The 25,991-nt window shown below is 64.4% G+C and carries 24 protein-coding genes; 8 read left to right on the forward strand and 16 right to left on the reverse strand.

The annotated features are described in order from the left end of the window. Nucleotides 1-44: 44 nt before the first annotated feature. Genes MUU55_RS14805 through gcl form a run of 3 tightly spaced genes read right to left on the reverse strand, consistent with a single transcriptional unit; the run spans nucleotide 45 to nucleotide 3,545 of the window. Nucleotides 45-929: a 2-hydroxy-3-oxopropionate reductase gene (locus tag MUU55_RS14805; protein WP_117367240.1), complete on the reverse strand. Its 885-nt coding sequence runs from the start codon at nucleotides 927-929 to the stop codon at nucleotides 45-47. A gap of 32 nt (nucleotides 930-961) precedes the next feature. Then, entirely contained in the window at nucleotides 962-1,741 is a 780-nt protein-coding gene (gene hyi, locus MUU55_RS14810) for a hydroxypyruvate isomerase (protein WP_244761492.1), read from the reverse strand. Nucleotides 1,742-1,757: 16 nt separating this feature from the next. Beyond that, entirely contained in the window at nucleotides 1,758-3,545 is a 1,788-nt protein-coding gene (gcl, locus tag MUU55_RS14815; RefSeq protein WP_244761493.1) for a glyoxylate carboligase, read from the reverse strand. A 163-nt stretch (nucleotides 3,546-3,708) separates the two neighbouring features. Here gcl and bhcR point away from each other — a divergent pair, with 163 nt between their 5' ends. Further along, nucleotides 3,709-4,533: an HTH-type transcriptional regulator BhcR gene (gene bhcR, locus MUU55_RS14820; RefSeq protein ID WP_244761494.1), complete on the forward strand. Its 825-nt coding sequence runs from the start codon at nucleotides 3,709-3,711 to the stop codon at nucleotides 4,531-4,533. 66 nt (nucleotides 4,534-4,599) lie between these two features. Here the strand turns inward: bhcR and guaD are convergent, their stop codons facing one another. Together guaD and MUU55_RS14830 are read right to left on the reverse strand one after the other, a co-directional pair. After that, the gene (guaD, locus tag MUU55_RS14825; RefSeq protein ID WP_244761495.1) at nucleotides 4,600-5,940 is read right to left on the reverse strand and encodes a guanine deaminase; all 1,341 of its coding nucleotides are present in this window, start codon (nucleotides 5,938-5,940) and stop codon (nucleotides 4,600-4,602) included. Next, nucleotides 5,937-7,178, reverse strand: coding sequence for a urate hydroxylase PuuD (locus tag MUU55_RS14830; RefSeq protein WP_244761496.1), 1,242 nt, complete (start codon nucleotides 7,176-7,178; stop codon nucleotides 5,937-5,939). The genes guaD and MUU55_RS14830 overlap by 4 nt, the downstream gene beginning before the upstream one ends. Nucleotides 7,179-7,318: 140 nt before the next feature. On the opposite strand from MUU55_RS14830, the gene MUU55_RS14835 reads away from it, so the two are divergent. Next, nucleotides 7,319-8,266 carry a LysR family transcriptional regulator gene (locus tag MUU55_RS14835; RefSeq protein ID WP_244761497.1) on the forward strand — a complete coding sequence of 316 codons (948 nt, stop codon included), beginning with the start codon at nucleotides 7,319-7,321 and terminating at the stop codon, nucleotides 8,264-8,266. On the opposite strand, the gene xdhC is transcribed toward MUU55_RS14835, so the two are convergent. The 4 genes from xdhC to uraH are packed head-to-tail and all read right to left on the reverse strand — an operon-like array spanning nucleotide 8,203 to nucleotide 13,303. Further along, entirely contained in the window at nucleotides 8,203-9,087 is an 885-nt protein-coding gene (gene xdhC, locus MUU55_RS14840; protein ID WP_244761498.1) for a xanthine dehydrogenase accessory protein XdhC, read from the reverse strand. The two genes, MUU55_RS14835 and xdhC, sit on opposite strands and share 64 nt — an antisense overlap. 3 nt (nucleotides 9,088-9,090) lie before the next feature. Further along, on the reverse strand, nucleotides 9,091-11,445 hold the full coding sequence (gene xdhB / locus MUU55_RS14845; protein WP_244761499.1) for a xanthine dehydrogenase molybdopterin binding subunit: 2,355 nt from the start codon (nucleotides 11,443-11,445) through the stop codon (nucleotides 9,091-9,093). Nucleotides 11,446-11,448: 3 nt separating this feature from the next. Continuing rightward, nucleotides 11,449-12,933 (reverse strand): xanthine dehydrogenase small subunit, encoded by a 1,485-nt coding sequence (gene xdhA / locus MUU55_RS14850; RefSeq protein ID WP_244761500.1) that lies wholly within the window; start codon nucleotides 12,931-12,933, stop codon nucleotides 11,449-11,451. A 4-nt stretch (nucleotides 12,934-12,937) separates the two neighbouring features. Further along, a complete protein-coding gene (uraH, locus tag MUU55_RS14855; protein WP_244761501.1) occupies nucleotides 12,938-13,303 on the reverse strand; it encodes a hydroxyisourate hydrolase in 366 nt (121 codons plus the stop codon). A gap of 159 nt (nucleotides 13,304-13,462) precedes the next feature. Here uraH and puuE point away from each other — a divergent pair, with 159 nt between their 5' ends. The 4 genes from puuE (at nucleotide 13,463) to MUU55_RS14875 (ending at nucleotide 17,347) form a co-directional block, all read left to right on the forward strand. Then, entirely contained in the window at nucleotides 13,463-14,881 is a 1,419-nt protein-coding gene (gene puuE / locus MUU55_RS14860; RefSeq protein WP_244761502.1) for an allantoinase PuuE, read from the forward strand. Between the two features lie 11 nt (nucleotides 14,882-14,892). Next, nucleotides 14,893-15,900 (forward strand): allantoicase, encoded by a 1,008-nt coding sequence (alc, locus tag MUU55_RS14865; RefSeq protein WP_244761503.1) that lies wholly within the window; start codon nucleotides 14,893-14,895, stop codon nucleotides 15,898-15,900. Further along, nucleotides 15,897-16,382, forward strand: a complete 486-nt coding sequence (locus MUU55_RS14870) for an ureidoglycolate lyase (protein ID WP_244761504.1) — start codon at nucleotides 15,897-15,899, stop codon at nucleotides 16,380-16,382. The genes alc and MUU55_RS14870 overlap by 4 nt, the downstream gene beginning before the upstream one ends. A 167-nt stretch (nucleotides 16,383-16,549) precedes the next feature. Next, nucleotides 16,550-17,347, forward strand: a complete 798-nt coding sequence (locus MUU55_RS14875) for an SRPBCC family protein (protein WP_244761505.1) — start codon at nucleotides 16,550-16,552, stop codon at nucleotides 17,345-17,347. 56 nt (nucleotides 17,348-17,403) lie between these two features. Here MUU55_RS14875 and MUU55_RS14880 read toward each other — a convergent pair whose 3' ends face one another. The 3 genes from MUU55_RS14880 to MUU55_RS14890 form a co-directional block, all read right to left on the reverse strand. Beyond that, a complete protein-coding gene (locus MUU55_RS14880) occupies nucleotides 17,404-18,696 on the reverse strand; it encodes an NCS2 family permease (RefSeq protein ID WP_244761506.1) in 1,293 nt (430 codons plus the stop codon). 258 nt (nucleotides 18,697-18,954) lie between these two features. Then, nucleotides 18,955-19,413, reverse strand: coding sequence for a YbaK/EbsC family protein (locus tag MUU55_RS14885; RefSeq protein ID WP_244761507.1), 459 nt, complete (start codon nucleotides 19,411-19,413; stop codon nucleotides 18,955-18,957). A 70-nt stretch (nucleotides 19,414-19,483) separates the two neighbouring features. Continuing rightward, nucleotides 19,484-20,884, reverse strand: a complete 1,401-nt coding sequence (locus tag MUU55_RS14890; RefSeq protein ID WP_244761508.1) for a DUF2793 domain-containing protein — start codon at nucleotides 20,882-20,884, stop codon at nucleotides 19,484-19,486. A gap of 359 nt (nucleotides 20,885-21,243) precedes the next feature. Between MUU55_RS14890 and fabI the strand changes: the two genes are divergently transcribed. Together fabI and MUU55_RS14900 are read left to right on the forward strand one after the other, a co-directional pair. Continuing rightward, complete coding sequence (gene fabI / locus MUU55_RS14895; protein ID WP_244761509.1) at nucleotides 21,244-21,990, forward strand: enoyl-ACP reductase FabI; 747 nt, start codon at nucleotides 21,244-21,246, stop codon at nucleotides 21,988-21,990. A 35-nt stretch (nucleotides 21,991-22,025) separates the two neighbouring features. Next, nucleotides 22,026-22,730: a VIT1/CCC1 transporter family protein gene (locus MUU55_RS14900; RefSeq protein WP_244761510.1), complete on the forward strand. Its 705-nt coding sequence runs from the start codon at nucleotides 22,026-22,028 to the stop codon at nucleotides 22,728-22,730. Nucleotides 22,731-22,750: 20 nt separating this feature from the next. On the opposite strand, the gene MUU55_RS14905 is transcribed toward MUU55_RS14900, so the two are convergent. The 4 genes from MUU55_RS14905 to MUU55_RS14920 are packed head-to-tail and all read right to left on the reverse strand — an operon-like array spanning nucleotide 22,751 to nucleotide 25,989. Further along, on the reverse strand, nucleotides 22,751-23,344 hold the full coding sequence (locus MUU55_RS14905; protein ID WP_244761511.1) for an ABC transporter ATP-binding protein: 594 nt from the start codon (nucleotides 23,342-23,344) through the stop codon (nucleotides 22,751-22,753). Then, nucleotides 23,334-24,137 carry an ATP-binding cassette domain-containing protein gene (locus MUU55_RS14910; RefSeq protein ID WP_244761512.1) on the reverse strand — a complete coding sequence of 268 codons (804 nt, stop codon included), beginning with the start codon at nucleotides 24,135-24,137 and terminating at the stop codon, nucleotides 23,334-23,336. The genes MUU55_RS14905 and MUU55_RS14910 overlap by 11 nt, the downstream gene beginning before the upstream one ends. Further along, on the reverse strand, nucleotides 24,134-24,988 hold the full coding sequence (locus tag MUU55_RS14915) for an ABC transporter permease (RefSeq protein WP_244761513.1): 855 nt from the start codon (nucleotides 24,986-24,988) through the stop codon (nucleotides 24,134-24,136). Before MUU55_RS14915 ends, MUU55_RS14910 begins: the two co-directional genes overlap by 4 nt. After that, nucleotides 24,985-25,989: an ABC transporter permease gene (locus MUU55_RS14920; RefSeq protein ID WP_244761514.1), complete on the reverse strand. Its 1,005-nt coding sequence runs from the start codon at nucleotides 25,987-25,989 to the stop codon at nucleotides 24,985-24,987. Before MUU55_RS14920 ends, MUU55_RS14915 begins: the two co-directional genes overlap by 4 nt. Between the last annotated feature and the right edge of the window lie 2 nt (nucleotides 25,990-25,991).

The raw sequence follows: 25,991 nt of genomic DNA on the forward strand, positions 1-25,991 counted from the left end.
GGATGACCGGGCGGGGCTCCCCTCCCCGCCCGGTCAGGCCGTCGTCAAGCGACGGCGTGGTTCGCCATGCGCTCCAGCGCCGTGACGAGACCTGAGTGATCGAGGCCGGCATCGCCGTGCGCGGCGCACTGGTTGAAGAGTTCCTGCGTCGAGGCGGTGTTGGGCAGCGAAACGCCCAGCGCCTTGGCGCCCTGGAGGGCCAGGTTGAGGTCCTTCTGGTGCAGCGAGATGCGGAAGCCAGGATCGAAGGTGCGCTTGACCATGCGGTCGCCATGCACTTCGAGAATGCGCGAGGAGGCAAAGCCGCCCATCAGCGCTTCCCGGACGCGCGCTGGATCGGCACCGGCCTTCGAGGCGAAGACGAGGGCTTCGGCAACCGCTTCGATGGTCAAGGCGACGATGATCTGGTTGGCGACCTTGGTCACCTGGCCGTCGCCGCAATCGCCGACGAGCGTGATGTTCTTGCCCATCAGCTGGAAGAGCGGCAGCGCCCGGTCGAAACTTTCCTGCGAGCCGCCGGCCATGATCGACAGCGAGGCGTTCTTGGCGCCGACTTCGCCGCCCGAAACCGGACCATCGACATATTCGGCACCGGTCTCGCGGACCTTCTTGGCGAATTCCTTGGTGGCGATCGGCGAGATCGAGCTCATGTCAATGACGAGCTTGCCGGCCTTCAGGCCCAGCGCGACGCCATTTTCACCGAACAGGACGTCCTGCACTTCCGGGGTGTCGGGCAGCATGAGGATGATCGTGTCGACGGTCTCGGCCAGCGCCTTCGGGCTGTCGACGATCTGCAGGCCGTTATCGACCAGATCCTTGTGCGGCGGGATGAAGAACTTCGAGGTGATGACCGTGTGGCCGGCATTCTGCAGGTGACGCGCCATGGGGGTACCCATGATGCCGAGGCCGATGAAACCGATATTTGCCATGATGTTTACTCCCAATCTGAATTCTTGTTGGTTTAGCGACCGACTTCAGCCAGCCAGCCGAGGCCTTCCTCGGTGGTGGCGCGCGGCTTGTATTCGCAGCCGATCCAGCCGCCGTAGCCGAGCGCATCGAGCGCCTTGAACACGAAGGGATAGGCGATCTCGCCAGTGCCCGGCTCGTTGCGGCCCGGATTGTCGGCAAGCTGCACATGGGCGATCTGCGCCTGGTGCTTCTTGAACGTGCCGATCAGTTCTCCCTCGGTGCGCTGCTGGTGGTAGAGGTCGTACTGGATGTAGAGGTTGTCGGAACCAACCTCCGCGATGATCGAGGCGGCCTGATCCGGGGTGTTGAGATAGAAGCCGGGAATGTCGAAGCGGTTGATCGGCTCGATCAAGAGCTTGATGCCGTGTTTGCCGAGCTCATTCGCTGCCAGCTTCAGGTTGGCGACGAAAGTCGATCGCAGCACCTCGTGCGAGACACCCACCGGGGCGATGCCCGAGAGGCAATTGACCTGCTTGCAGCCGAGTGCCGTCGCATAGTCGATGGCCGAGGCCACGCCGCGGCGGAACTCGTCGACACGATCCGGTAGGACCGCGATGCCGCGTTCGCCGCTCGACCAGTTGCCGGCCGGCAGGTTGTGCAGCACCTGCGTCAGGCCATGCAGGTCGAGAGCAGCACGGATCGCGTCCTTGTCGAAGTCGTAGGGGAAGAGATATTCGACCCCTTCGAAACCCGCCTTGGCGGCGAGGGCGAAGCGCTCCATGAAGGGCGCCTCGTTGAAGAGCATGGTCAGGTTGGCCGCAAATTTCGGCATTTTCTTCTCCCTAAAATCAATCCAGCAGTGCGGCCAGTGTGGCGGTGGGCGCATCTTCGCCGCGTTCTGCCAGTTCCTCGAACTCGACGACAGCGTTGATGTCGGCGCCCATGGCGATGTTGGTGACGCGCTCGAGGATGAACTCGATGACGACGGGGACCTGGTGTTCCTTCATCAGCTTCTCAGCCGTGTTGAAGGCCTCCTGGAACTCGTTGGCGCTGCGCACCCGGATCGCCTTGCAGCCGAGACCTTCGGCAACCGCGACATGGTCGACGCCGTAGCCGGCTTCCGAATCGCCCGTCGCATTGATGTTGTCGAAGGCGAGCGAGACCTCGAAGTCCATGTTGAAGCCGCGCTGGGCCTGGCGGATGAGGCCGAGATACGAGTTGTTCACGACGACATGCAGATAGGGCAGCTTGTGCTGGGCGCCGACGGCCAGTTCCTCGATCATGAACTGGAAGTCGTAGTCGCCCGAGAGCGCGACGATCTTGCGGTCCGGATCGGCGGCACGAACACCAAGCGCTGCCGGCAGCGTCCAGCCGAGCGGGCCGGCCTGGCCGCAGTTGATCCAGTTGCGCGGCTTGTAGACATGCAGGAACTGTGCTCCGGCGATCTGGGAAAGACCGATGGTCGAGACGTAGCAGGTGTCGCGGTCGAAGGCCTTGTTCATCTCTTCATAGACGCGCTGCGGCTTCAGCGGCATCTGGTCGAAATGCGTCTTGCGCAGCATGGTGCGCTTGCGGTCCTGGCACTCGCCGGCCCACTTGGACCAGTCGCGCAGCTTGCCGGCAGCCTTCCATTCGGTCGCAACTTCAACGAAGACCTGCAAAGCAGCGCCCGCATCCGAAACAATACCGAGGTCCGGCGTGAAGACACGGCCGATCTGGGTCGGCTCGATATCGACGTGGACGAACTTGCGGCCTTCCGTGTAGGTCGGGATGTTGCCGGTGTGGCGGTTGGCCCAGCGGTTGCCGATGCCGAAGACGAAGTCCGAAGCGAGCAGCGTCGCGTTGCCATAGCGGTGCGAGGTCTGCAGGCCGCACATGCCGGCCATCAGCGGGTGGTCATCCGGGATCGTGCCCCAGCCCATTAGGGTCGGGATGACGGGGACGCCGGTGATCTCGGCAAGCTCGACCAGCAGGTCGGAAGCGTTCGCATTGATGATGCCACCGCCGGCGACGATCAGCGGACGCTCGGCCTCATTGAGCATCGCAAGCGCCTTTTCGGCCTGGGCGCGCGTCGCAGCCGGCTTGTAGGGCTCGAGCGGCTCGTAGGCGTCGATGTCGAATTCGATCTCGGCGAGCTGGACGTCGATGGGCAGGTCGACCAGGACAGGGCCGGGACGGCCCGACCGCATGGTGTGGAACGCCTTCTGGAAGACATAGGGAACGAGGCCCGGTTCCATGACGGTGACAGCCCATTTGGTGACCGGCGCGGCAATCTTGGCGATATCGACCGCCTGGAAATCTTCCTTGTCGAGGCGGGCACGCGGTGCTTGGCCGGTGACGCAGAGGATCGGGATCGAGTCGGCCTGGGCCGAATAGAGGCCGGTGATCATATCGGTGCCGGCGGGGCCTGATGTGCCGATGCACAGGCCGATATTGCCGGCGCGGGCACGGGTATAGCCTTCGGCCATGTGGCTTGCGCCTTCGACATGGCGGGCCAGAACGTGGCGGACCGAGCCGCGCGCCTTCAGCGCCGAATAGAAGGGGTTGATCGCAGCGCCCGGAACGCCGAAGGCGCAATCGATGCCTTCCTTCTCCAGAACCAGAACCGCTGCATCGACAGCACGCATTTTTGCCATGGGAATTTCCTCCGTCTCTTGGAAGCGAAGGTAGCGGATTCCGTTCGGCGCGCAATCATAAAATGGAAATCAATCTCATCAGATGGAAATAAACATTTTCAACGAATCTGGAACAATCGCCTCAGGCCGGATATGGAATGATGCATCGGCGAGGGAGAAAGACATGGCGGAGCATCAGGAAAAGACGCGCGGGCGGCCCGGCCGCAAACCGGCGGCCGATGCCGCACCGTCCTCCGTACAGGTGCTGGACAGGAGCCTGAAACTGCTGGATCTCGTGGCGCAGGCCGATGGCGCTGCCCTTACCGACCTTGCCGATCAGTCCGGCATGGCGCCGTCCACGGTGCATCGGCTGCTCACCTCGCTTGCCCAGCACGGCATGGTGACCCATGACGGCGAGACGGGCGCCTGGACCATCGGCGTCAAGGCCTTCGAGATCGGCACCGCCTATCTGCGCTTCCGCAAGCTCGGCACGATCAGTCGCCCCTTCCTAAAACAATTGATGGAAGGCTGCGGCGAGACCGCCAATATCGCCATCGAGGACGACGGCGACGTGGTCTTCATCTCGCAGGTGGAGAGCCATGCGCCGATGCGCGCCTTCTTCCGCCCCGGCCGGCGCGGGCCGATCCATGCCTCGGGCATCGGCAAGGCGATCCTCTCGACCTGGCCGGACGCGCGCATCGAAACGCTGCTGACCGGCCGCACGCTGGCGCATTTCACCGACAAGACGCGCGACACGATCCCGACGCTGCTTGCGGATATCGCGAAAATCCGCGCCCGCGGCTGGTCGATCGATGATGAGGAACACACGCTCGGCATGCGCTGCGTGGCCGCACCGATCTTTGACGAATATGGCGAGGCGGTCGCCGGCATTTCCGTCTCCGGCCCGGCCGTACGTCTGCCCGACAGCAAGATCGAAGCGTTCGGCCCGGTCATCCGGGCGGCGGCGGAAGGTTTGACGAAAGCGATGGGCGGGCGGCTGGTCCGCTGAGCCGACACAAAACGCCGCCGCATCCCAAGGACACAGCGGCGCAAACAATCTTCGACGTTTGAAGGATCAGGCGTTTTCGAGAAAGCGGCTTGCCGCCGTTGCGCGCTTGCCCTTGGCCTTCATCGGCTTGCCGGCGACATAGACCTCCGCCACGCAGCGGTCATCGCCCATCGTCTGGAGGATGAAGAGTTCCTCGGCGAGCGACCGCGCCGTGCGCATGCGGTATTCCATCGCCGACTTGCCGCTGGAATCCAGCACGACGATATCCGCATCCGCCCCGGCATGCAGCGAGCCGATCTGCTTTTCCAGCCCCAGAGCCCGGGCATTGCCGAGCGTCATGCGATAGAACGAGGCGAACGGCGTCAGGCGCTGGCCCTGGAGGTGCAGCACCTTGTAGGCCTCGTCCATCGTCTCCAGCATGGAGAAACTCGTGCCGCCGCCGACATCGGTGGCGACCGACCAGCGCGCGCCGAGCCTGTCGAACCGGTCGCGGTCGAACAGGCCCGACCCCAAGAACAGGTTCGATGTCGGACAGAACACGCCGACGGCGCCGCTTTCCGCAAGAGCCGAAATCTCCCGATCGCTCAGATAGATGCAGTGACCGAGCAGCATGCGCTCATTGAGCAGGCCGTAGCGGGCATAGATATCCGTATAGTCCTTCGCGGCCGGATAAAGCGAAGTGGCGAAGGCGATCTCGTCGCGATTTTCCGACAGATGCGTCTGGACATAGCATTCCGGGTGCTCGGCAACGAGGGTCTGGCTCATTTCCATCTGCTCCGGCGTGGAGGTGATGGCGAAACGCGGGCTGATCGCGTAGAGCGCCCGGCCGCGGCCATGCCATTTCGCAATCAGCGCCTTGGTCTCGTCATAGCCCTGCTGCGGCGTGTCGCGCAGCGCATCCGGCGCGTTGCGGTCCATCATCACCTTGCCGCCGATCATGCGCATGCCGCGCGCTTCGGCCGCCGTGAAATAGGCGTCGACGCTTTCGGCATGCACCGAGCAATAGGCCACGGCGGTGGTGGTGCCGTTCGACAGGAGCTCGTCCATGAAACGGTCCGCCACGGCAGCCGCATGGGCGGCCTCAGCGAATTTTTGCTCCTCAACGAAGATATAGGTGTTCAGCCATTCGAGAAGCTGGGCACCGTAGGAGGCGATCGCCTGGGTCTGCGGAAAGTGCAAATGCGTATCGATAAGGCCCGGCAGAACGAGGTGAGGCCGATGATCGGCTACCTCGACATCCGCGCCGGCGAGTTTGCTGATGTCAGCATAGTCGCCTGTGTCCACCACCTTGCCGCCACGCACGAGAACGGCACCGTCCTCGAAGTAGCGCCAGGCGGCCGTGTCGTCGATGCCTTTGGGCTCGGCGACGAAAGTCAGCACCCGTCCGCGGATCAGGCGTTCGGTCATTGGGTCTTCTCCCCGTTCACTGCGGTTTCGTACCAGGCGACGAAGAGCTTGCGTTCTTCATCCGATATCTGGGTGACGTTGGCAGGCGGCATGGCATGCGAGCGGCCGGCCTGCAGATAGATTTCGCGGGCATGTTTGGCGATCTCGGCATCCGTTTCGAGCGTCACGCCCTTTGGCGGCGTGACGATGCCTTCCCAGCCCGGCTCCTTGGCGTGGCACATGGCGCAGCGGCCGAGCACCGTGTCGCGCACCTGCGGAAAGGCCTCGGCCGTCACGAAGGGCTGCTGCGCGGCCGAGACCTTGGCATCGGCAGTTTCGCCCGTCAGCACCTTCGGCACCGTCGAGAGCCACATGATGATGACGAAGAGCAGGGCCGTGGCCAGCCAGGTCCAGGTCGGGTTGCCGGCATTGGCGTGCGTCGTGTTGAAATAGTGGCGGATGGTGACGCCCATCAGGAAGACCAGCGAGGCGATGATCCAGTTGAACTCCGTGCCGAACGCCAGCGGATAGTGGTTCGACAGCATCAGGAACAGCACGGGCAGCGTCAGGTAGTTGTTGTGCGTCGAGCGCTGCTTGGCGATCTTGCCGTATTTCGGGTCGGGCGTGCGGCCGGCGATGAGGTCGGCGACGACGATGCGCTGGTTGGGCATGATGATGAAGAACACGTTCGCCGACATGATCGTGGCCGTGAAGGCGCCGAGATGCAGGAAGGCGGCACGACCGGTGAACAGCTGCGTATACCCCCAGGCGACGACGACGAGGATGAAATACAGCGCCACCATCAGGCGCGTGTTGTCGTTGCCGAACGGCGACTTGCAGATGAGGTCGTACAGGATCCAGCCGACGGCGAGCGAACCGAGCGAGATGGCAATGGCCACCGGCTTGGAAACGTCGAGCACGCTCGGATCGATGAGGTAGAGGTCGGCGCCTGCATAGTAGACGAGACAGAGCATGCCGAAGCCGGAGAGCCAGGTCACGTAGCTTTCCCATTTGAACCACACCAGATGCTCGGGCATCTTGGCCGGCGCCACGAGGTATTTCTGGATGTGGTAGAAACCACCCCCGTGCACCTGCCATTCCTCGCCATGGGCGCCCGGCGGCAGGTCGGGGTGCTTCTTCAGGCCCAGATCAAGTGCCACGAAATAAAACGACGAGCCGATCCACGCGATGGCTGTGATGACGTGCAGCCAGCGGACCGCAAACATGGCCCAGTCCCAGGCTATGGCATATTCGTACATGGGGACCTCCTCCCGATTTTCATCGGATTGTTTGCCATCAAGTGATTTTCCCGAAAATCCCGGTGAATCCCGAACACTTTCAAAAAAAACTAGAAGATAGCCGCCTCTTTGTTCCGCACGCCGATGTGGTAGAAAGAGCCATGTCCTATCTCGATAATGTGCGTGTCTTCGTTCGCGTGGTCGAACTCGGTACCCTCTCGGCAGCGGGGCGCGACCAGCGCGTCACACCGGCAGTCGCCAGCAATCGCATCAAGGAACTGGAGCGCCATCTCGGTGTGCGGCTGTTCAACCGCACGACGCGCAAGCTCTCGCCGACCGAGCATGGCCGCGTGTTCTACGAAGGCGCGGTAAAGATCATCGAAGCGGTCAACGAGGCGGAGGCGGCGATTGCCGATCTCTCGCGCAATCCGAAAGGATCGCTGCGCATCACCGCGCCGCTCGGTATCGGCCGGCGGCTGATCGCCTCCGGCATTCCGGAATTCCATGACAAGTATCCCGATATCGAGGTGCGCGTGCGCCTGTCGGACCACAATGTCGACATTCTCGCCGAGGGCGTCGATGTCGCCTTCAAGCTCGGCGTGCTCGAGGATTCCAATCTTCGCATGCGCGGCATCCTCAAATGCGAGCGCGTGCTCTGTGCTTCGCCGGACTACCTGGCCCGCCGGGGAACGCCCGCCAATGCCGATGCGCTGATCGCCGACAAACACGACTGTCTGCTGCTGCGCTATCCCGGCTCGAAGGAATATTTCTGGACACTCGTCACGCCCGAAGGCACGCGGAAATTCGAAGTCGGCGGCCCCTATGACAGCGACGACGGCGACGTGCTGACCCAATGGGCGCTGGAAGGCCGCGGCATCATCAACAAGCCGCTCTTCGAGGTGAAGGCTCACCTCACCGAAGGCCGTCTGGTGGAAATCCTGAAGGAGACGCCGCCCGCCTCCGTCCAGCTCGCCGCCATCTATCCACACAAGCGTTTTCAGGACCCGAAGGTGCGCCTGATGATCGACTTCATGGCCGAGCGATGTCAGCGGCTGATCGGCAAGCTGCTCGGCGAGGAGCCGGCCATCGAAACCGCCGACGAGGACTGAGCGCCTTTTGCCGACCAGTTCAGGGCGGCCGTCAGAATCTCCGATGCGGCAAGCGTCGCGATGACAGCGGGGCGCTTGTCCTTCACATCAGCGCCGCCGATCGGGCAGACCAGATTTTCGAAGATATCCGGCTGGCCGACTTCGCGCGACAGCCAGTTGCGAAAGGTGGCGCGCTTGGTCTTCGAGCCGATCATGCCGACATAGGCGGCGTCCGGCCGTTTCAGCGCTTCGGCGGCGATGAGGAAATCGAGCGCGTGATCGTGCGTCAGGATGACGAAGCTGCTGCCGGCGGGCGCATCGCGCACCACGGCTTCCGGCATCGCCGTGAGGCAGGTCTCGATGCGCGGCACCGTGGAGGCGATCAGTTCGTCCTCCCGCGTATCCACCAGAACGACACGCAGCGGCGCAAGCGAAAGCGCCATGGCGAGCGCATCGCCGACATGGCCGGCGCCGAAAACGTAGACATGCGGTCTTGTGGCCATCTCGCGGTCGCTCCGGCTTATCAGATCGCGGGCGACGAGTGGCGTGACGGCGGAGAAGGAGAGACCGACGCGACCGCCGCAGCACTGGCCGATCTCCGGCCCGAGCGGCACGTTCATCGGCTCGGCGGCAGCGCCCAGACGCAGCGCCCGGCGGGCATGGTCGATCGCCATATATTCCAGCTGCCCGCCGCCGATCGTCGAAAAGATCGCCCGCTCCGACACCAGCATCCAGGCATCCGTGTCACGCGGCGTCGAGCCCGCCGCGCCCGTCACCTCCACCAGGATGACTGCCTGCGCCCGGCGCAGAAAATCCCGGATATCTTCGCGCGCGGCCGGCATTTTTTACCCTTTCTTCTGGGCCTTGAGGCGTTCGATGGCCATCAGTACCCGCTCGGGCGTCGCCGGCGCGTCGAGCCGTGGGCAGATCGTGTGGTCCGCAACGCTCGCCACGGCATCCGACAGTGCATGCAGCACGGCGAGGCCGAGCGGCAACGGCGGTTCGCCAACCGCCTTGGAGCGATGAACCGTCGGCTCATAGGCCTCCGACCAGTCGGTCAGGTTCACGTTGAAGATTTTTGGGCGGTCCGACGCGAGCGGGATCTTGTAGGTGGAAGGCGCATGCGTGCGAAGCCGCCCCTTGCCGTCCCACCACAGCTCCTCCGTCGTCAGCCAGCCCATGCCCTGGATAAAGCCGCCCTCGATCTGGCCGATATCGATGATCTTGTTCAGCGAACGACCGGTATCGTGCAGGATGTCGGTGCGCTCGACGATATATTCGCCTGTCAGCGTATCCACGGAGACTTCCGAGCAGGCCGCACCATAGGCGTAGTAGTAGAAGGCGTGGCCGCGACCCTTCGAACGGTCCCAATGGATCTTCGGCGTCTTGTAGAAGCCGGCCGCCGAGAGCTGGACGCGCGCCATATAGGCCTGTTTGACGAGGTCGTTGAACGAGATCTCGGCATTGCCGATGCGCACGCGGTTGGGCAGGAAGACCACCTGATCGCGCGGAATCTGGTATTTTTCAGCCGCGAAATCGGTCAGCCGGTCCTTGATCTGGCGGGCGGCATCCTGCGCGGCCATGCCGTTCAGGTCCGCACCCGAGGAAGCGGCGGTCGGCGAGGTGTTCGGCACCTTGGCCGTCGTCGTCGCGGTGATCTTCACGCGGTCGAGATCGATCTGGAATTCTTCCGCCACCACCTGCGCCACCTTCAGATGCAGGCCCTGGCCCATTTCCGTGCCGCCGTGGTTCATGTGCACGGAACCGTCCGTGTAGACATGCACCAGCGCGCCGGCCTGGTTGGATTCCGTCTTGGTGAAGGAAATGCCGAACTTCACCGGCGTCAGCGCCAGGCCGCGCTTGATGAAGCGGCTGTTCCCGTTGAATTCCTGGATCGCCTTGCGGCGGCCGGCATAGTCGGCGCTCTCTTCCAGCTCGGCGACGATGCGCTGGATGATGCAGTCCTCGACCTTCTGGTGATAGGGCGTGAGGTTGCGTGTCCCTTCGACGCCCATGGCGTCATAGAAATTCAGCTTGCGGATATCGAGCGGGTCCTTGCCGACGGCGAAGGCCACTTCGTCGATGACGCGCTCCGCACCCACCATGCCCTGCGGACCGCCGAAACCGCGAAACGCGGTGTTGGACACCGTGTGGGTGTGCAGAAGCGCCGACTTGGCATGCACATGCGGGAAGAAATAGGCGTTGTCGCAGTGGAAGAGGGCACGGTCGCCCACCGGGCCGGAGAGGTCCGCCGAGAAACCGGCCCGGAGAGCGAACGTGTAGTCGATGCCGAGGATGCGGCCCTCGTCGTCGAAGCCGACATCGTAGTCGATGGCGAAATCATGCCGCTTGCCCGTGGCGACCATGTCTTCGTCGCGGTCGAGGCGAACCTTGACGGCGCGGTTCAATTTCTTGGCCGCGATGGCAGCGAGCGCGGCGCACTGGTTGGCCTGCGTCTCCTTGCCGCCGAAACCGCCGCCCATGCGGCGCACTTCCACCGCAACCGCATTGCTCGGCACGCCGAGCGCATGCGCGATCATGTGCTGCGTCTCGCTCGGACCCTGCGTAGAGCAATGGACGAGAACCTCGTCGTCCTCGCCGGGCACGGCAAGTGACACCTGTCCCTCAAGATAGAAATGGTCCTGTCCGCCGAGCCGCATGCGGCCCTTGACGCGGCGCGGCGCACTTTCAAGTGCAGCGGCCGCATCGCCGCGCTTCAGCGTCAGCGGCGGGAACACCTGGGGATGCGTCGTCTGGTCGAGATCCCAGATATCGATATTGGCCGGCAGTTCCTCATATTCGATCTTGGCGAGGCGGGCGGCGCGGCGCGCCTCCTCGCGGGTTTCCGCGATGACGCAGAAGATCGGCTGGCCGTGGAACTGCACCTTTCCTTCCGCCAGAACCGGGTCGTCATGCATGCCCGAAGGCGAGATGTCGTTGACGCCGGGAATGTCCTCGTAGGTCAGCACGTCAACGACGCCGGGAGCGGCGCGAACCGCCGAGAGATCGACGGTTTTCAGCAGGCCGTGCGCGACGGTCGAAAGGCCGAGGCCCGCATGCAGCGTGCCGGCCGGCTCGGTGATGTCGTCGATATAGACGGCGGTTCCGGCCACATGTTTGTGCGCGGAATCGTGGCGCACGCTCGCATGGACGCCGCCTTGGATTTTCTCAGCCTTGAGATCGGGTGTGTGCTTGTTCATGGCTCACGCAGCCTCGTATCTGGACACTTGCGCGGATGCCGCGCCTGAAATCGTTTCCGTGTAGAACCGTAGCAGCAGGTTTTTCGCCACCAGAGCGCGGTATTCGGCGGTGGCGCGCATGTCGGTCAGCGGCGCGTAATCCTCCGCATATTTCTCCATGGCCGCTTCCACCGTTGCCTCAGTCCATTTCTGGCCAAGCAACGCCTGCTCCACGGCAAAGGCGCGCTTCGGCGTCGCCGCCATACCGCCATAGGCAATGGTGATACCGGTGACGGTGCCATCGGCCGAAAGCGCCAGGCGGAACGCGCCGAGCGATGCCGTGATGTCCTCGTCGCGGCGCTTCGTCACCTTGTAGACGGCGAATTTTTCGCCGACTGCCGGGGCCGGCACATGCACGGCCTCGACGAATTCGCCCGGCTGGCGGTCCTGTTTGCCATAGGCGATGAAGTAGTCTTCGAGGCGGATGGTGCGCCGCTCAGTGCCTTTGCGCAAGGTCAGCTTCGCATCGAGCGCGATCAGCGCCGGCGGCGTGTCGCCGATCGGCGAGCCGTTGGCGATGTTGCCGCCGATCGTGCCCATATTGCGCACCTGCTGGCCGCCAATGCGCTCGATGAGCGGACCAAGGGCCGGCACATGATTCGCCAGCGTCTTCAACCCTTCCGTATAGGTGACGCCGGCGCCGATGGTGACGGTGTCACCTTCGACCGAAATCGACTTCAGCTCATCCAACCCGGCGATGAAGACGACGGGCGAGATATCGCGCATATGCTTGGTGACCCAGAGGCCGACATCGGTGGAGCCGGCAACGACGGTCGCAGTCGGCGAGGCCTCCAGCACGGCAGCGAAATCGTCGAGATTGGCGGGAACGACGAAGCGGCTCTTGCCGTCACCGATCTCGACGCGGGCGCCGTCCTTCAGCGCCTTGAGGCGTGCGATCATCGCGTCGCGCTCGAGGAGCAGCGGATCCTTCTCCGTGCCGCCATAGCTGGAAATGGCCCGCGCCGCGCGCAGGATCGGCTCATAGCCGGTGCAGCGACAGAGATTGCCCTGCAGCGCCGTCTCGATCTGCTGGTCGCTCGGGTTCGGCACCTGCATCCACAGTGCATAGAGCGACATGACGAAGCCGGGCGTGCAGAAGCCGCACTGCGAACCGTGGTAATCGACCATCGCCTGCTGCACGGGATGCAACTTGCCATCGCGGGCGGCGACATGCTCGACCGTCACGACATGGCAGCCGTCGAGCGAGCCGAGGAAGCGGATGCAGGCATTGACGCCTTCATAGACGAGGCCGCCGGAAGGCGTGAGCCGCCCCACCAGCACCGTGCAGGCGCCGCAGTCGCCCTCCGCGCAGCCTTCCTTGCTGCCCTTGAGCAGCTTGGAAAGGCGCAGCCAGTCGAGCAGCGTCTGATCGGGCGCGACGGCGCGAAGCGAGACATCCTGGCCGTTGAGGATGAAACGCAGTTCGGAGCGGATTTCTGGGGCCGCCATGGGTTTAGCTCCCACGATAGGTGGAATAGCTGAAGGGCGAGACGAGCAGCGGCACATGATAGTGCGCGCCTTCGTCGGCAAGACCGAAGCGGATCGGGATGATGTCGAGGAACAGCGGGCCATTATCCGTGCGGCCGAGATAATCGCCGGCGTGAAAGCGCAGCTCGTAGGTGCCGGACCTCATCGTCTCTCCGGAGAGCAGCGGCGCATCGCAGCGGCCGTCGTCGTTCGTCTCGGTCGTCTTGATCAGGTGGAAGGCCTCGCCCTCGACCCGGTAGAGATCGATGCGCAGACCCTCGGCCGGCTTGCCGCGCGCGGTGTCCAGAACGTGGGTCGTGAGCCGGCCGGCTCCGTTCGAATGAGACTGCATGTTTTCCTCCCGAGCACAGCGCTCCTCCTTCCACTATCTGTCAGGCGCATTCCTCTGAAAAGCGGCGGTATCGTTCGAGACTTTCAAAATTTCCGGAGAAATGATGCACGTGATTCCGGGTTAGACATTGCACATCAGAAACGTTTGGAGGAGCGTTCCATGCGATATTGCCGTGACATGCACGGATACGGCCAGACCCCGCCCAGGGCCGCATGGCCTGATGATGCGCGCGTCGCCGTGCAATTCGTGCTGAACTACGAGGAAGGCGGCGAGAACTGCGTGCTGCACGGCGATGCGGCCTCCGAAGCCTTCCTGTCGGAAATCGTCGGCGCCGCGCAATGGCCGGGCCAGCGCCACTGGAACATGGAATCGATCTATGAATACGGCGCGCGCGCCGGTTTCTGGCGCCTGCACCGGCTTTTGACGGAAAGGAACGTGCCCGTCACGGTCTATGGCGTGGCGACCGCCTTGAAGCGCTCCCCCGCCCAGGTCGCGGCGATGATCGAGGCCGGCTGGGAGATCGCCTCGCACGGCCTGAAATGGGTCGAGCACAAGGACATGAAGCCCGAGGAGGAGCGCGAAGCGATTGCCGAAGCCATCCGCCTGCACACGCTGGTGACCGGCGAACGCCCGCGCGGCTGGTACACCGGCCGCTGTTCGGTCAATACGGTGGATCTCGTCGCCGAGGCCGGCGGCTTCGACTACATTTCCGACACCTATGCCGACGACCTGCCCTACTGGTACGAGCACGACGGCCGGCAGCAGCTGATCATTCCCTATACGCTCGACGCCAACGACATGCGTTTCGCCACGCCGCAGGGCTTCAACAGCGGCGACCAGTTCTTCACCTATCTGAAGGATTCGTTCGACGCGCTCTACGCCGAAGGCAAGGCCGGCAGCCCGAAGATGATGAGTATCGGCCTGCACTGCCGCCTGATGGGCCGCCCCGGCCGCGTCATGGCGCTCGCCCGCTTCATCCATTACATCCAGAGCCATGAGAAGGTCTGGATCCCCCGGCGCGTCGATATCGCCGAGCACTGGGCCAGGACCCATCCGCCACAGCCGCTGGCGGACCGTCCCTCGCAGATGTCGGAAGAGGCTTTCGTCCAGCATTTCGGCGACATTTTCGAGCATTCGCCGTGGATCGCACGGCGTGCCTGGGCGGACGAACTTTCACCGGCGAACGATACAGCGATCGGCCTGGCCGCAGCCCTTACCTTCCAGTTCCGCGCGGCAAGCGACGAACAGCGTCTCGGCGTGCTGGTCGCCCACCCGGACCTTGCCGGCAAACTCGCACAGGCCAAGCGCCTGACCGCAAGCTCCACGGACGAGCAGGCGTCGGCCGGTCTCGACGCGCTGACCGACGAAGAGCGTGCCCGCTTCACCGATCTCAACGAGCGCTATGTGAGGAAGTTCGGCTTTCCCTTCATCATCGCCGTGCGTGACAACACGAAATCCAGCATCCTCGCCGCCTTCGAAAAGCGCATCGCCCATGACCGAGACGCCGAGTTCGCCACGGCCTGCAAGCAGGTCGAGCGGATCGGATTGTTGCGGCTCAAGGCGCTGCTACCGGCCTGAGAGACGCGGCCATGTCGACCGCCGCCCTGCCCGCCTTCGCGCGCGGAACGATCAACCTGGCCTCGGCGGGTCTCGGGGCCAGGGCGCTTTTCGCCACCGACGAGTTCTTCGGGCCGTTGTCGCGCATGCTGTCCGACGAACCCGCCGTCTACCATGCCGGCGTCTACGACGCGCATGGCAAATGGATGGACGGCTGGGAGACGCGGCGACGGCGCGGGCCGGGCCATGACCATGCCGTTGTGGCATTGGCGACATCGGGCCGGATTCGCGGCTTCGACGTGGACACGGCCTTCTTCACCGGCAACTACCCGACGGCCTGCGCCATCGAGGCCTGCCATGCGCCCGGCGGCCCGGACGAGACGACGCAATGGGTGGAGCTTCTGGCGCCAAGCCCGCTCGGGCCGAGCGCCCAGCATTTCTTCGACTGCGCCACGGACAGCATGTTCAGCCATGTCAGGCTGAGAATCTATCCCGATGGCGGCGTGGCGCGGCTTCGCGTCTACGGTATTCCGGCGCTCGGTCCCGCAGAAGGGCCGATCGACCTTGCCTCGGCGCTTTCGGGTGGACAGGTGATCGCCTTTTCCAACGGGCATTACGGCCATCAGCGCTTGCTCGCGCCCGGCCGTGGCATCAATATGGGTGACGGTTGGGAGACCAGCCGCCGCCGGCAGCCGGGCCACGAGTGGATCGTGGTGAAGCTCGCCGCACGCGCGACGGTCGAAAGCATCGTCGTCGATACCGCCCATTTCAAGGGCAACTATCCGGATGCCTGCTCCCTGCAGGCCGCCGATCTGACGGGCACGACGGGGGACCTCCCCACCCTTGTCACCGCCGCGTCGATGTTCTGGCAGGAAATCCTGCCCGAGCAGAAACTGGCCGCCGACCGTATCCATACGTTCGATGGCCATCTCGTGAAGCAGGCGGGTGCCGTGACGCATGTCCGCCTGAACATTCATCCGGACGGCGGCATCAGCCGTCTGAGGGTTTTTGGCCATCCGGCCGAGGGAGGAAAGACATGAAGACCATCGAAATCAGAGAGCTGACCCGCGAGGCCTTCGCGCCCTTCGGCCAGGTCATCGAACAGGACGGCGCACACAATTTCCCGATCAATGCGGGCAAGTGCACACGTTTCCACGATCTCGCCAACATCGAGACGACGGGCGAGAAGGCACGCCCGATGATCAGCCTGCTGCGCGGTGAGCCCTACCCGCTGCCGCTGGAACTGGGAATGGTGGAGCGCCACCCGCTCGGCAGTCAGGCGTTCATTCCGCTCAGCGACGCCACCTTCCTGGTCGTCGTGGCGGAAGAAACGGAAAACGGCCCCGCCGAGCCCATCGCCTTCCGCACCGCCCCCGGCCAGGGCGTCAATATTGGCCGCAATGTCTGGCACGGCATCCTGACGCCGCTCGACAAGACCTCGGATTTCGCCGTGGTCGATCGCGGCGGCGAGGGCGTCAACCTCGAGGAACATTTCTACCAGGAATCCTTCCTGGTCCGCTGATCCACCACCGGGGAGACGCGGATCCGCCGGCCCGCCTCCACGGGCCGGCATTTTCGTCTTCACGGATGCGTGACGACCGCTCCTCCTGTCGCGTGTTACCCTGCGCGCGATATCGGGAGCGGCTTGCCTTTGCAGGGCTGCTTCCTTCGCAAGCGAAAGGAAGACCGATGCCGATAAAATTCGATGAAAACGGCAGACGCTGGATCGAGCTGGAATTTCTCGTTCCAGGAACACCGGAACAAGTCTGGCACGCCATGGCGACCGGTGCGGGCAACACGGCCTGGTTCACCGCCGCCGAGATCGAGGAGAACATCGGCGGCCGCATCACCTTCCATTTCACGCCAGATGTCACGGGCCACGGCACCGTCACCCATTGGGAGCCGCCCTGCCGGTTCGGCTATGTCGAAGCCGACTGGGCCGAAAGCGCCCCGCCCGTCGCGACCGACATCACCATCGTCGCGCGCTCGCCTGAGGAATGCCTCGTGCGCATGGCCCATTCCATCGCCAGTCCGTCGTCGCAATGGGACGGCCAGATGGAGGGTTTCGAATCCGGCTGGCCGGGCTTCATCGCGGTTCTCAGGCTGTACCTCGCCCATCACGCCGGAGAGGAGGCCGCCTCCTTCCAGCCGTTCGCCGAAGCCGGGGGCGATGCCCTCGTCATCTGGCGCAGGCTGCTGGACGGGCTCGGCCACGAGACGGCCGATGTCGGGGAGAACTGGACGATCGAGGCAGGCGGGACGCTGTTCGGCGAAGTCGTCGAGGTCCGCCAGAACGCGGTGCAGCGCTATGTGATCCTGCGCATCGACGGCGACGCGCCCGGCGTTGGCCTGTTCGGGCTCTATGACGCAGGCGAAACGATCCGCCTCAGCCTCTGCCGTTTCTTCTACGGTGCCAAGGCCGGCGCGACGGCTACCGCCGCGCGACCCAGGTGGCAAGCTTGGCTCGATGCCATTTCAAAGCCCTGAAACGCAAACGGGCCGCGCGGAGAGCGCGGCCCGTTTTCTTGATGATGACTATCGTCCTATTCCGCAAAGAAGGCGAAGCGGATGACGAAAAGGAGAGCGACGATGGCGGTTGCCGGATGGATGTCCTTCCACTTGCCGGTGAAGAGCTTCATGACGACGTAGCTGATGAAGCCGAAGGCAAGACCGTTGGCGATCGAATAGGTGAAGGGCATGGCGAGCGCGGTGAGCGCCGCCGGAGCCGCTTCCGTCAGGTCTTCCCACTCGATTTCCGTCAGCTCGCGCATCATCAGGCCGGCGACATAGAGCAGCGCCGGGGCGGTCGCGACGCTCGGCACCGAGCCGGCGAGCGGCGAGATGAAGAGGGCGGCGAGGAACAGGACGGCGACGGTAAGGGCCGTCAGGCCGGTGCGGCCGCCGGCCTGCACGCCCGAGGCACTTTCGACATAGGCCGTGGTCGAACTGGTGCCCATCAGCGAGCCGGCGACGATCGCCGTGCTGTCGGCGAGAAGCGCGCGGCCGAGACGGCTCTTCTTGCCTTCCTGGATGAGGTTGGCGCGCTTGGCGACGCCGATCAGCGTGCCGGTGGCGTCGAACACTTCGACGAGCACGAAGACCAGGATGACATGCACGAGACCGCCATGCAGCGCGCCCATGATGTCGAGCTGCAGGAAGGTCGGCAGGATCGAGGGCGGGGCCGAGACGATGCCCTGGAACTGGCTGACGCCGGTAATCCAGGACAGGATCGTCACGGCAAGAATGCCGATCAGGATCGCACCCTTGACGCGCAGCGCATCGAGCACGGCGATGATGAAGAAGCCGAGGATGGCCAGCAGCGGGCCGGTCGCCTTGAGGCTGCCGAGGCCGACGAGCGTTGCCGGGTTATCGACAACGATGCCGGCGTTCTTCAGGGCGATGATGCCGAGAAAAAGGCCGATACCGGCGGCGATGGCGCTGCGCAGCGAATGCGGGATGCCTTCGATCAGCCAGCTGCGCACCCCCGTAACCGTCAGCAGCACGAAGATGATGCCGGAGATGAAGACCGCACCGAGCGCCTGCTGCCAGGTGAAGCCGAGGGCCGCCACCACGGTGAAGGCGAAGAAGGCGTTGAGACCCATGCCGGGTGCCATGCCGATCGGCCAGTTGGCGACGAGCGCCATGACGAGCGAGCCGAGGGCTGCGGCCAGACAGGTTGCCACGAAGACGGCATCGCGGTCCATGCCCGTAGTCGACAGGATGTCCGGATTGACGAAGATGATATAGGACATGGTGAGGAAGGTCGTCAGACCCGCCACCACTTCGGTGCGCACGGACGTGCCGTGCTCACTCAGCTTGAAAAGCTTTTCGAACATGTTTTCTCCCCCTGGCGCTGCCTGAGGCGCGCCGTGCAAAACCTCCGGGCCAGATGCTCCTCCAGCAGCCCGGAACCAAGCCGACGCCTCGCGACTGCGAACCGCCTGCCCGCGGGTCACCCCGCGTCCGCGCGCCGCTGTCCGCCGGAAGCCGGCCGCGGTTGATCACAGTTTCGTCATATTGCTTGCTGGAACGCAATTTTGCCAGCCGGGCATTTCCCCGGATTTTCGCGAAACTCTTTCACGATGCCTGTCGCATCACTCGCAGACGTCGACCCACTCGCCCTTGACGAGGCCTGCCATACGGTCGGGTGCAATGCGCACCGCCGCATTCGTCGCACCCGCCGCCGGAACCACCTCGTCGAAGGGTTTCAGCGACACGTCGCAATAGACTGGAACCGGCGCTGGCAGGCCGAAGGGGCAGACGCCGCCCACGGGATGGGACGTGACGGCCAGCACCTGCTCGGCATCGAGCATGCGCGGCTTTGCCGCAAAACGATCCTTGAATTTCCGGTTGCTCAGCCGCGCCGTACCGGCTGCGACCAGAAGCACGGTCTCCTCGCCGATCCGCAGGCAGATCGTCTTGGCGATCTGTTCGGGCGCCACGCCATGCGCCTCGGCCGCGAGCGTCACGGTCGCCGAGCTCTGCTCGGTGACGAGAACGTCGATGTCGGGGGCGTTTTCAGCGAAGAAGGCGCGGACGGATTCGAGAGACATTCCTCTGTCATAACCAGTCCGGCGGCCTTGATGCAAGGGCCGCCGGAAAGCAATGTATGCGATGCTTTTATCAGGCGTAGATGCCGCCTGTCGGATTGGTTCCGACGGTCGAACCGGGCAGATAGGTCGACGCCTTGCCGAAGGTGTTGATGACGCCATTCGTCTCAGCGATGTAGCGGCTGCCGGTCGCCGTACCCGATACCGTCAGGTTCGACAGGGCAATGGACGCGCAGTTGCTCGCCGCGAGGAAATGCGTGAAGGCGGGTGTGCCGGTCAGCGTGACGGTGCGGTTGGCGCCCGACACATAGCCCGCGCCGATATTCATGTGCCGTCGGCCGCCGCCGGAGATCGCATAGTCCTCCTCGATGGCGATATGGCAGGGATTGTCCGCGAAAATATGATCCGCATTGGCGCCGACGGTACCGAATTCGAGCTTGCCCGTACGCAGATAGACGCCGTTGCCCACCGACAGCGCGTTGATGAGATCCGTGGCAATGGCAAAGCGCAGACCCGCGACGCGCACCTGCGCACCGTTGCGGAAACTCAGTCCCGCACTCAGCACGACCGAGGCCGGCGTCGTCTCGTTGCCCTTGATGATCAGTGTGCCGCCGCCGATGAGCGGGCGGGCCACGGTGGCGCCGGCGGCATAGGTGCCGTTGGCCAGCTGGATCGTCACGTCATAGGTCGCGCAATCGAGTTTATGCGCCTCATCGACCGCCTTTTGCAGGGTTGCGAACGGGGTCCCGGCGCTCAAGCCGCTGTTGCTGTCGCTGCCGGTCGTCGCGACATAGTAGGTGCGCGCGGCGGTCAGCTGTATGCGAAGGCCCGTCGCGCCTGCGGGAAAGGAGACGCGTCCGGAGCTGCGGTCGATGACGATGGCATCGATGAAGGACGAGCCGAGAGGACTGACTTTGAAACGCAGATCATCGCTTCCGACCAGGCCGATCTCGGCCCTTGCCGAAAAGCCGGTCTGCAAAAGGAGAGAGGCGGCCTCTCCGACGGAGGACTTGTTGATCTTGATCTGATGCCCCGCTCCCTCATGGGTGAAAAGAGAAGCCTCACCCGCGACGACCAACCGGTTCGGCGCCTCCGCGGCCGCGTTGAGGCCAAGCCTTTCCGGCAGGGCGACGTTGAAGGCGGCAAGCGCCCAGTCGGCAGGCCCGAAGGTCAGCAGCCTGTCTTCGTCGACGACATGGGCAAGCCAGCCGGTGCGCGGCGCATAGAAAACCCACGTTTCGTCCTGCCAGGCGGCAACCTGTTTTTCGTGTCCGGCCCATGCGCCCGAGGCCCCCGCCGGCACGATATAGCGCGTGCCAGAGACCGGCACCGACGGCGGTGTCATGACCGTCCTGCTCGTCACGGCGAGCTGCACGACCGCATCAAGCGCCTTGATGGCCTCGTTGTGGGTGACGTGTTTCTGGGCCTGGGAAGGAAGGATGTAGGGCAGGTTCAGGTTTTCGGTTGTGTCCATTGCGTCCGGTTTCCAGTTGGGCTCGGGACGATTTTAGTCCAGGCTGGAAACGCGGGGAAAACGGCCGGCATTTTGGGCATTCCGCACGTCGAAGGCTCTCATCGATTTGCGGCCAGCCTTTCAAATCTTCGACCCTCATGCTCGGGTTCGTGCAGCCGCCGATTTCGCTCCCCGAGCGACCGCCGGTCATGCACATGGCCCTGCCAGCCAGCATTACCGTCCTTCGGAGCCTGTCGCCGCACAGCGCGCTTGCAAAATTCCCGTCACCGTCTACAGCGATAGAGGGTCAGGACAGCCCCTCCTCGCGATTGACTGCTGGGGTTCGGCCGTCCGGGCGGGTTTTCGCGGGAGAAACGCGCATGAAAGGTCTCATCATCGGCCTTGCCAATGACCAATCGCTCGCCTGGGGATGCGCGAGGGCCCTGAAGGCCGCCGGGGCGGACCTGGCCATCACCTACCAGAACGACAAGGCGCAGAGCCACGTCGCGCCGCTTGCCGAGGAAGCCGGCGCCTCCATCGTCCTGCCGCTCGACGTGCGCGATGCCGGGCAGGCGGCGATGCTGTTCGAAACGATCGAGCAACGCTGGGGCCGGCTCGACTTCCTGCTGCATTCCATCGCCTTCGCTCCGAAAGCGGACCTGCACGGCCGCGTGACCGACAGCTCGGGAGAAGGCTTCGCAACCGCCATGGACATTTCCTGCCACTCGCTGATCCGCCTGGCCAAACGCGCCGAGCCGCTGATGACAGCCGGCGGCTCGATCCTCACCATGAGCTTCTACGGGGCGGAGAAGGTCGTGCCCGGCTATGGCATCATGGGGCCGGTTAAGGCGGCGCTGGAGGCGAGCGTGCGCTACCTCGCCAGCGAGCTCGGCCCGCGCGGCATCCGCGTCAACGCCCTGTCGACCGGCCCGGTAAAGACCCGTGCCGCCTCCGGCCTCACGCATTTCGACACGCTGATGGGGAAGGCAGCCGAGCGCGCGCCGCTCCATCAACTCGTCACCATAGAACAGATCGGCGAGGCCGCCGCGTTCCTGCTGTCCGACAAGGCGCGCTACATTAGCGGCCAGACGATCTATGTCGATGCCGGATACAACACATTGGGCTAAGGGATACGCGCTTCCACCGCCATCTGGAAAACAGCATGATACGTGCCATCGCTGAGCTGCTGCGAAAATCCACGCCCGCCCTGTCGGATCCCGCGGAGCGCCGCAGCGCCACGCTGGCGGCCAATGACGGCATCATCGCGACGGCCGGTATTCTCGAAGGGCTTGCAGGCGCGGGCGCGAACGAAACGACGCTGGTGATGGCGGCAACCGCGGCGACCATAGCCGGCATGCTCGGCGCCGGCGGCGCGAAATGGGCGGAGGCGGCGACCGAACGCGAGGCGCAACTCAGCGCGATACGGCAGGAGGCAGCCGAGATCAGGCGGCAACCGCAAGCCGAGCTTTCCGAGCTTGCCGCATACTACGAAGAGAAGGGGCTCAATCCGCAGCTCGCCCACGAAGTCGCAACCGAACTGATGCGGCGCTCGCCGCTCAAGGCGCAGCTGGAGAGCGAGCACGGCATTCTCGCGGTCATGTCGAGCGCCGACGTCATCAGGGCGACCGTCGGATCGGCCTTTGCCTATGCGCTGGGCGCGGCCATTCCTCTCTCCATCACCATTGCGGTGCCGGTACGCCTGGAACCGGGCGTCATCCTCGCCGCCGTGGCAGTGGCGCTCACGCTGACGTCGATTGTCGGTGCCCGCGCCGGACATCTGAACATCCCGTTCACGCTCCTGCGCACGCTCGTCATCGGCATCGGCACGATCGCGGTCAGCTACCTCGCCGGCAGGATCGTCTTTTGACCGCAAACGGATGAGAGCCGCTACAGCGTGACCGTCCGCTCCGCCACCCGGCCCAGCAGCGCCAGATCGTGGCTGATCGCCAATATGCCGATGTCCCGCTTTGCCGAAACATCGATCAGGGCATGCCAGATCTCGCTTTGCGCAATCGGATCGAGCATGGACGTGATCTCGTCGGCGATCAGGAAACGGGTTCCCGGCGCCAGCGCGCGCAGCAGCGCCACCCGCTGCAACTCGCCGCCGGACAGTTCGTGAGGAAAGCGGTCGAACCATTGCCGCCGTATGCCGAACGCCTGCAACAAGCTTTCGTCGGGCGCAAAGGCTTCCGAAACGATCCGCCCGATCTTCCAACGCGGATTGACCGCGAAGATCGCCGTCTGGTGCACCAGTTGAACGGGATTGAAACCCGTCGAAGGTGATGCGGCGCCATCGATCAGCACCCTGCCTCTCGTCGGGAGAAGATGCCGGGCCAGAATCCTTCCCAGCGTCGACTTTCCCTGTCCCGATTTTCCCGTCAGGCCCAATATCCGGCCGCTTTCGAGCGCGAGATCGACCCCGTCCAGCACGGGCGCGCCGCCGCCAAAACCGAATCCGATCGCCGCCGCCTCAAGCCTCATGGCATGCCCGTGAAAAGCCGTTCTGCGGCAAGGCATTCCAGATCGATCGGGCATAGCCGGCGCAAAGCGCCTCACCGTCGCTGGTAAAGGCGTCGGCCCGCTCCTCAGCGACGACCTGCCCGCGGTCGAGGAGGACCACCCGGTCGGCGATCTTCAGCGCCGCCGGGAGATCGTGGGAGATGACGATGACGGCTTTTCCAGCTTCCGCGAAGGATTTCAGGCAGCGAAAGACCCGTGCCGTGTTGTCGGCGTCGAGGCCGTTGCTCGGTTCGTCGGCTAACACGAGATCGGCACCCGACGCCATCGTCATCGCCAGCATGACGCGGCGTGCCATGCCGCCCGACAGCGTATGCGGGAAGGTGCCGGCAACGGCCGGCGCGAGGTCGAAGCGCGACAATGCCTCCGCCACCGCGCCCGGCGCCGTCATCGGACGGCCCGCCCGTCGGGCGGCCCAGCGCAGCTGCTGGCCGACCGTGGCAAGCGGGTCGAGATGGCCGACCGACTGGGGGATCAGCGCGATGCGGTTTCCACGCAGGGCGGCCTGCGCCGGGGCGTCGAGAACGTGCCCGTCGAAGCGCATGGTGCCACCGGCCAGCGCATTGGGCGGCAACAGCCCCATGACGGCATGGGCAAGCAGGCTCTTGCCAGCACCCGAGGCCCCGAACAGGGCGAGCACCTCGCCACGCGCGACAGCGAGCGAAACATCGCGCACGCAATCGGTGGTTATCCGGCGTCTCAGGCCATCGCGGCGGTGAAACGAGACCGTCAGCCTTTCGATCTCCAGCACGCTCATGACCGGCCTCCTCGCGGATCCGTCAGCGCGCGCAGCCCGTTGCCGATGACATCGAAGCACAGGACGGCGACCAGCAGCAGAAGGCCCGGGAACAGGCCGAGCCACCATTTGCCGGCCATGAGGTAGCGCATCGATTCCGACAGCAGGATGCCGATCGCCGGCTTGCCGGGCTCTAGCCCGAAGCCGAGAAAGGTCAGCCCCGCCTCGTGCAGGATGGCGTGCGGAAACAGCAGGACGAAGCCGACGATCATTTGCGGAACCAGATGCGGCAGGATGTGATGCCGGGCGATGAACCAGCGCGATCTGCCAAAATTGCGCGATACGGCGACGTAGTCCGCATTGCGCACCTGCAGGATCTCCGCGCGAAGAATGCGTGTCAGGCGCGGCCAATGGGTCACCGCGACGGCGATGACGACGGCGGCCGCGCCGCCGCCGAGCGCGAAGGAGATCAGGATCAGCAGGACGAGATGCGGTAGCCCCATCGTCATGTCGATGAAAAACGACACGATGCCGTCGGCGATCCGCGAGCCGCTGGCCGCCGCGATGGCGAGGCAGGTGGCGATGACGACCGATATGCCGGCAGCCAGGAAACCGACGCGGAAACTGAGCGCCAGCCCCTTGATCGTTCGGGCCAGCACGTCGCGCCCGAACATGTCGGTGCCGAAAGGATGCTGCCACGATGGCGGCTGGAGCCGCATCTGGAAATCGCTCGCCAGGCCGGACATGCCGGTGAGCGAGGCCGCAAGCAGGATGGCGACGAGCAGGAGCACCGCGATCCCCATTGCGACAATCACGGGGCGCACCCGCTCGAGCGACGGCGTTTCCGGAGGTTTTTCGAATACCACCGTCATTGCGAGACCTCCCGCCAGGTTTCGCTTGCCGAGGAGATGCGCGGGTCCGCCACATGGTAGAGAACGTCCGCGATCGTGTTGCCGATCGAGACGAACAGGGTCGTCATGAGGGTGATGGCAAGGAGCAGGGGCACATCGCCGCGAAGGCCGGCCTCGATGGTGGCGCTTCCCAGGCCCGGATAGGAGAACACGGTTTCGGCAAGGATGGAGCCGCCGAAAAGCTCTCCCAGGGAGGCGAAGAGAACGGTGATCGCCGGCAGGGCGGCGTTGCGCACGCCGTGACGCAGCACGATGTCCAGCGTCGTGCCGCCTTGCGCCCGCGCATAGAGCACGAAGTCGGACTGCATGATCTCGATCATCTTGACGCGCGTATGGAGCGCGATCTGTGCGATGCCGAGGATCGACAGCGCGGCGAGCGGCAGCAGGAGATGGTGCAGGCGCTGCAGCAGCGTGACGTCTTCCGGCAGAACGCCGATGGGGGCCGCGCAGCAGACGGGCGTCCAGCGCAAGCCCACCGAAAAGACGATCAGCAACAGGATCGCGATCCAGAATGTCGGCGTCGCCGCCAGGACATAGGCATAGAGCCGGATGATGCGGTCGCTCCAGCGGCCCGGATTGGCGCCCGCCCAGATGCCGAGCGAAAAGCCGATGATCCCGGAAAACAGCCATGCCAGTCCCATGAGGACGATGGAGGACCGGAACCGCTCCGATATGACGTCGGCGACGGAAGCGTTGTAGGTGACGCTCCATCCCAGATCACCCGTCAGGATGCTTGAAAACCATTTTGCGAACTGGACGCCGGCAGGCTGGTCCATCCCCCATTTCTGCGCGATGAGCGCGCGCTGTTCCGGACCGACGCGTGCAATATCCGGCCCGAGATAGGCATCGATCGGGTCGACTGGCGAGAGTTTCGCCAGGAGGAAGGCCACGACCGCCACACCCGCCAGCACAAGTGCCAGGCGGACGAGACGGATGAGAACGAAAGCCTTCCAGGACCCCATGG

The organism is Shinella curvata (assembly GCF_022899935.1).
Classification (GTDB): Bacteria; Pseudomonadota; Alphaproteobacteria; order Rhizobiales; family Rhizobiaceae; genus Shinella; species Shinella curvata.

Bases quoted from the DNA above. Each gene is read 5' to 3' on its own strand.
- fabI (WP_244761509.1), top strand. From the start codon at position 21,244: ATGAAAGGTCTCATCATCGGCCTTGCCAATGACCAATCGCTCGCCTGG.
- MUU55_RS14885 (WP_244761507.1), bottom strand. From the start codon at position 19,413: ATGTCTCTCGAATCCGTCCGCGCCTTCTTCGCTGAAAACGCCCCCGAC.
- xdhC (WP_244761498.1), bottom strand. From the start codon at position 9,087: ATGCCGGCCGCGCGCGAAGATATCCGGGATTTTCTGCGCCGGGCGCAG.
- MUU55_RS14910 (WP_244761512.1), bottom strand. From the start codon at position 24,137: ATGAGCGTGCTGGAGATCGAAAGGCTGACGGTCTCGTTTCACCGCCGC.
- guaD (WP_244761495.1), bottom strand. From the start codon at position 5,940: ATGACCGAACGCCTGATCCGCGGACGGGTGCTGACTTTCGTCGCCGAG.
- MUU55_RS14915 (WP_244761513.1), bottom strand. From the start codon at position 24,988: ATGACGGTGGTATTCGAAAAACCTCCGGAAACGCCGTCGCTCGAGCGG.
- bhcR (WP_244761494.1), top strand. From the start codon at position 3,709: ATGGCGGAGCATCAGGAAAAGACGCGCGGGCGGCCCGGCCGCAAACCG.
- xdhA (WP_244761500.1), bottom strand. From the start codon at position 12,933: ATGGCGGCCCCAGAAATCCGCTCCGAACTGCGTTTCATCCTCAACGGC.
- MUU55_RS14890 (WP_244761508.1), bottom strand. From the start codon at position 20,884: ATGGACACAACCGAAAACCTGAACCTGCCCTACATCCTTCCTTCCCAG.
- hyi (WP_244761492.1), bottom strand. From the start codon at position 1,741: ATGCCGAAATTTGCGGCCAACCTGACCATGCTCTTCAACGAGGCGCCC.
- MUU55_RS14905 (WP_244761511.1), bottom strand. From the start codon at position 23,344: ATGAGGCTTGAGGCGGCGGCGATCGGATTCGGTTTTGGCGGCGGCGCG.
- MUU55_RS14835 (WP_244761497.1), top strand. From the start codon at position 7,319: ATGTCCTATCTCGATAATGTGCGTGTCTTCGTTCGCGTGGTCGAACTC.
- MUU55_RS14920 (WP_244761514.1), bottom strand. From the start codon at position 25,989: ATGGGGTCCTGGAAGGCTTTCGTTCTCATCCGTCTCGTCCGCCTGGCA.
- MUU55_RS14880 (WP_244761506.1), bottom strand. From the start codon at position 18,696: ATGTTCGAAAAGCTTTTCAAGCTGAGTGAGCACGGCACGTCCGTGCGC.
- xdhB (WP_244761499.1), bottom strand. From the start codon at position 11,445: ATGAACAAGCACACACCCGATCTCAAGGCTGAGAAAATCCAAGGCGGC.
- puuE (WP_244761502.1), top strand. From the start codon at position 13,463: ATGCGATATTGCCGTGACATGCACGGATACGGCCAGACCCCGCCCAGG.
- MUU55_RS14830 (WP_244761496.1), bottom strand. From the start codon at position 7,178: ATGTACGAATATGCCATAGCCTGGGACTGGGCCATGTTTGCGGTCCGC.
- MUU55_RS14900 (WP_244761510.1), top strand. From the start codon at position 22,026: ATGATACGTGCCATCGCTGAGCTGCTGCGAAAATCCACGCCCGCCCTG.
- MUU55_RS14805 (WP_117367240.1), bottom strand. From the start codon at position 929: ATGGCAAATATCGGTTTCATCGGCCTCGGCATCATGGGTACCCCCATG.
- alc (WP_244761503.1), top strand. From the start codon at position 14,893: ATGTCGACCGCCGCCCTGCCCGCCTTCGCGCGCGGAACGATCAACCTG.
- uraH (WP_244761501.1), bottom strand. From the start codon at position 13,303: ATGCAGTCTCATTCGAACGGAGCCGGCCGGCTCACGACCCACGTTCTG.
- MUU55_RS14875 (WP_244761505.1), top strand. From the start codon at position 16,550: ATGCCGATAAAATTCGATGAAAACGGCAGACGCTGGATCGAGCTGGAA.
- MUU55_RS14870 (WP_244761504.1), top strand. From the start codon at position 15,897: ATGAAGACCATCGAAATCAGAGAGCTGACCCGCGAGGCCTTCGCGCCC.
- gcl (WP_244761493.1), bottom strand. From the start codon at position 3,545: ATGGCAAAAATGCGTGCTGTCGATGCAGCGGTTCTGGTTCTGGAGAAG.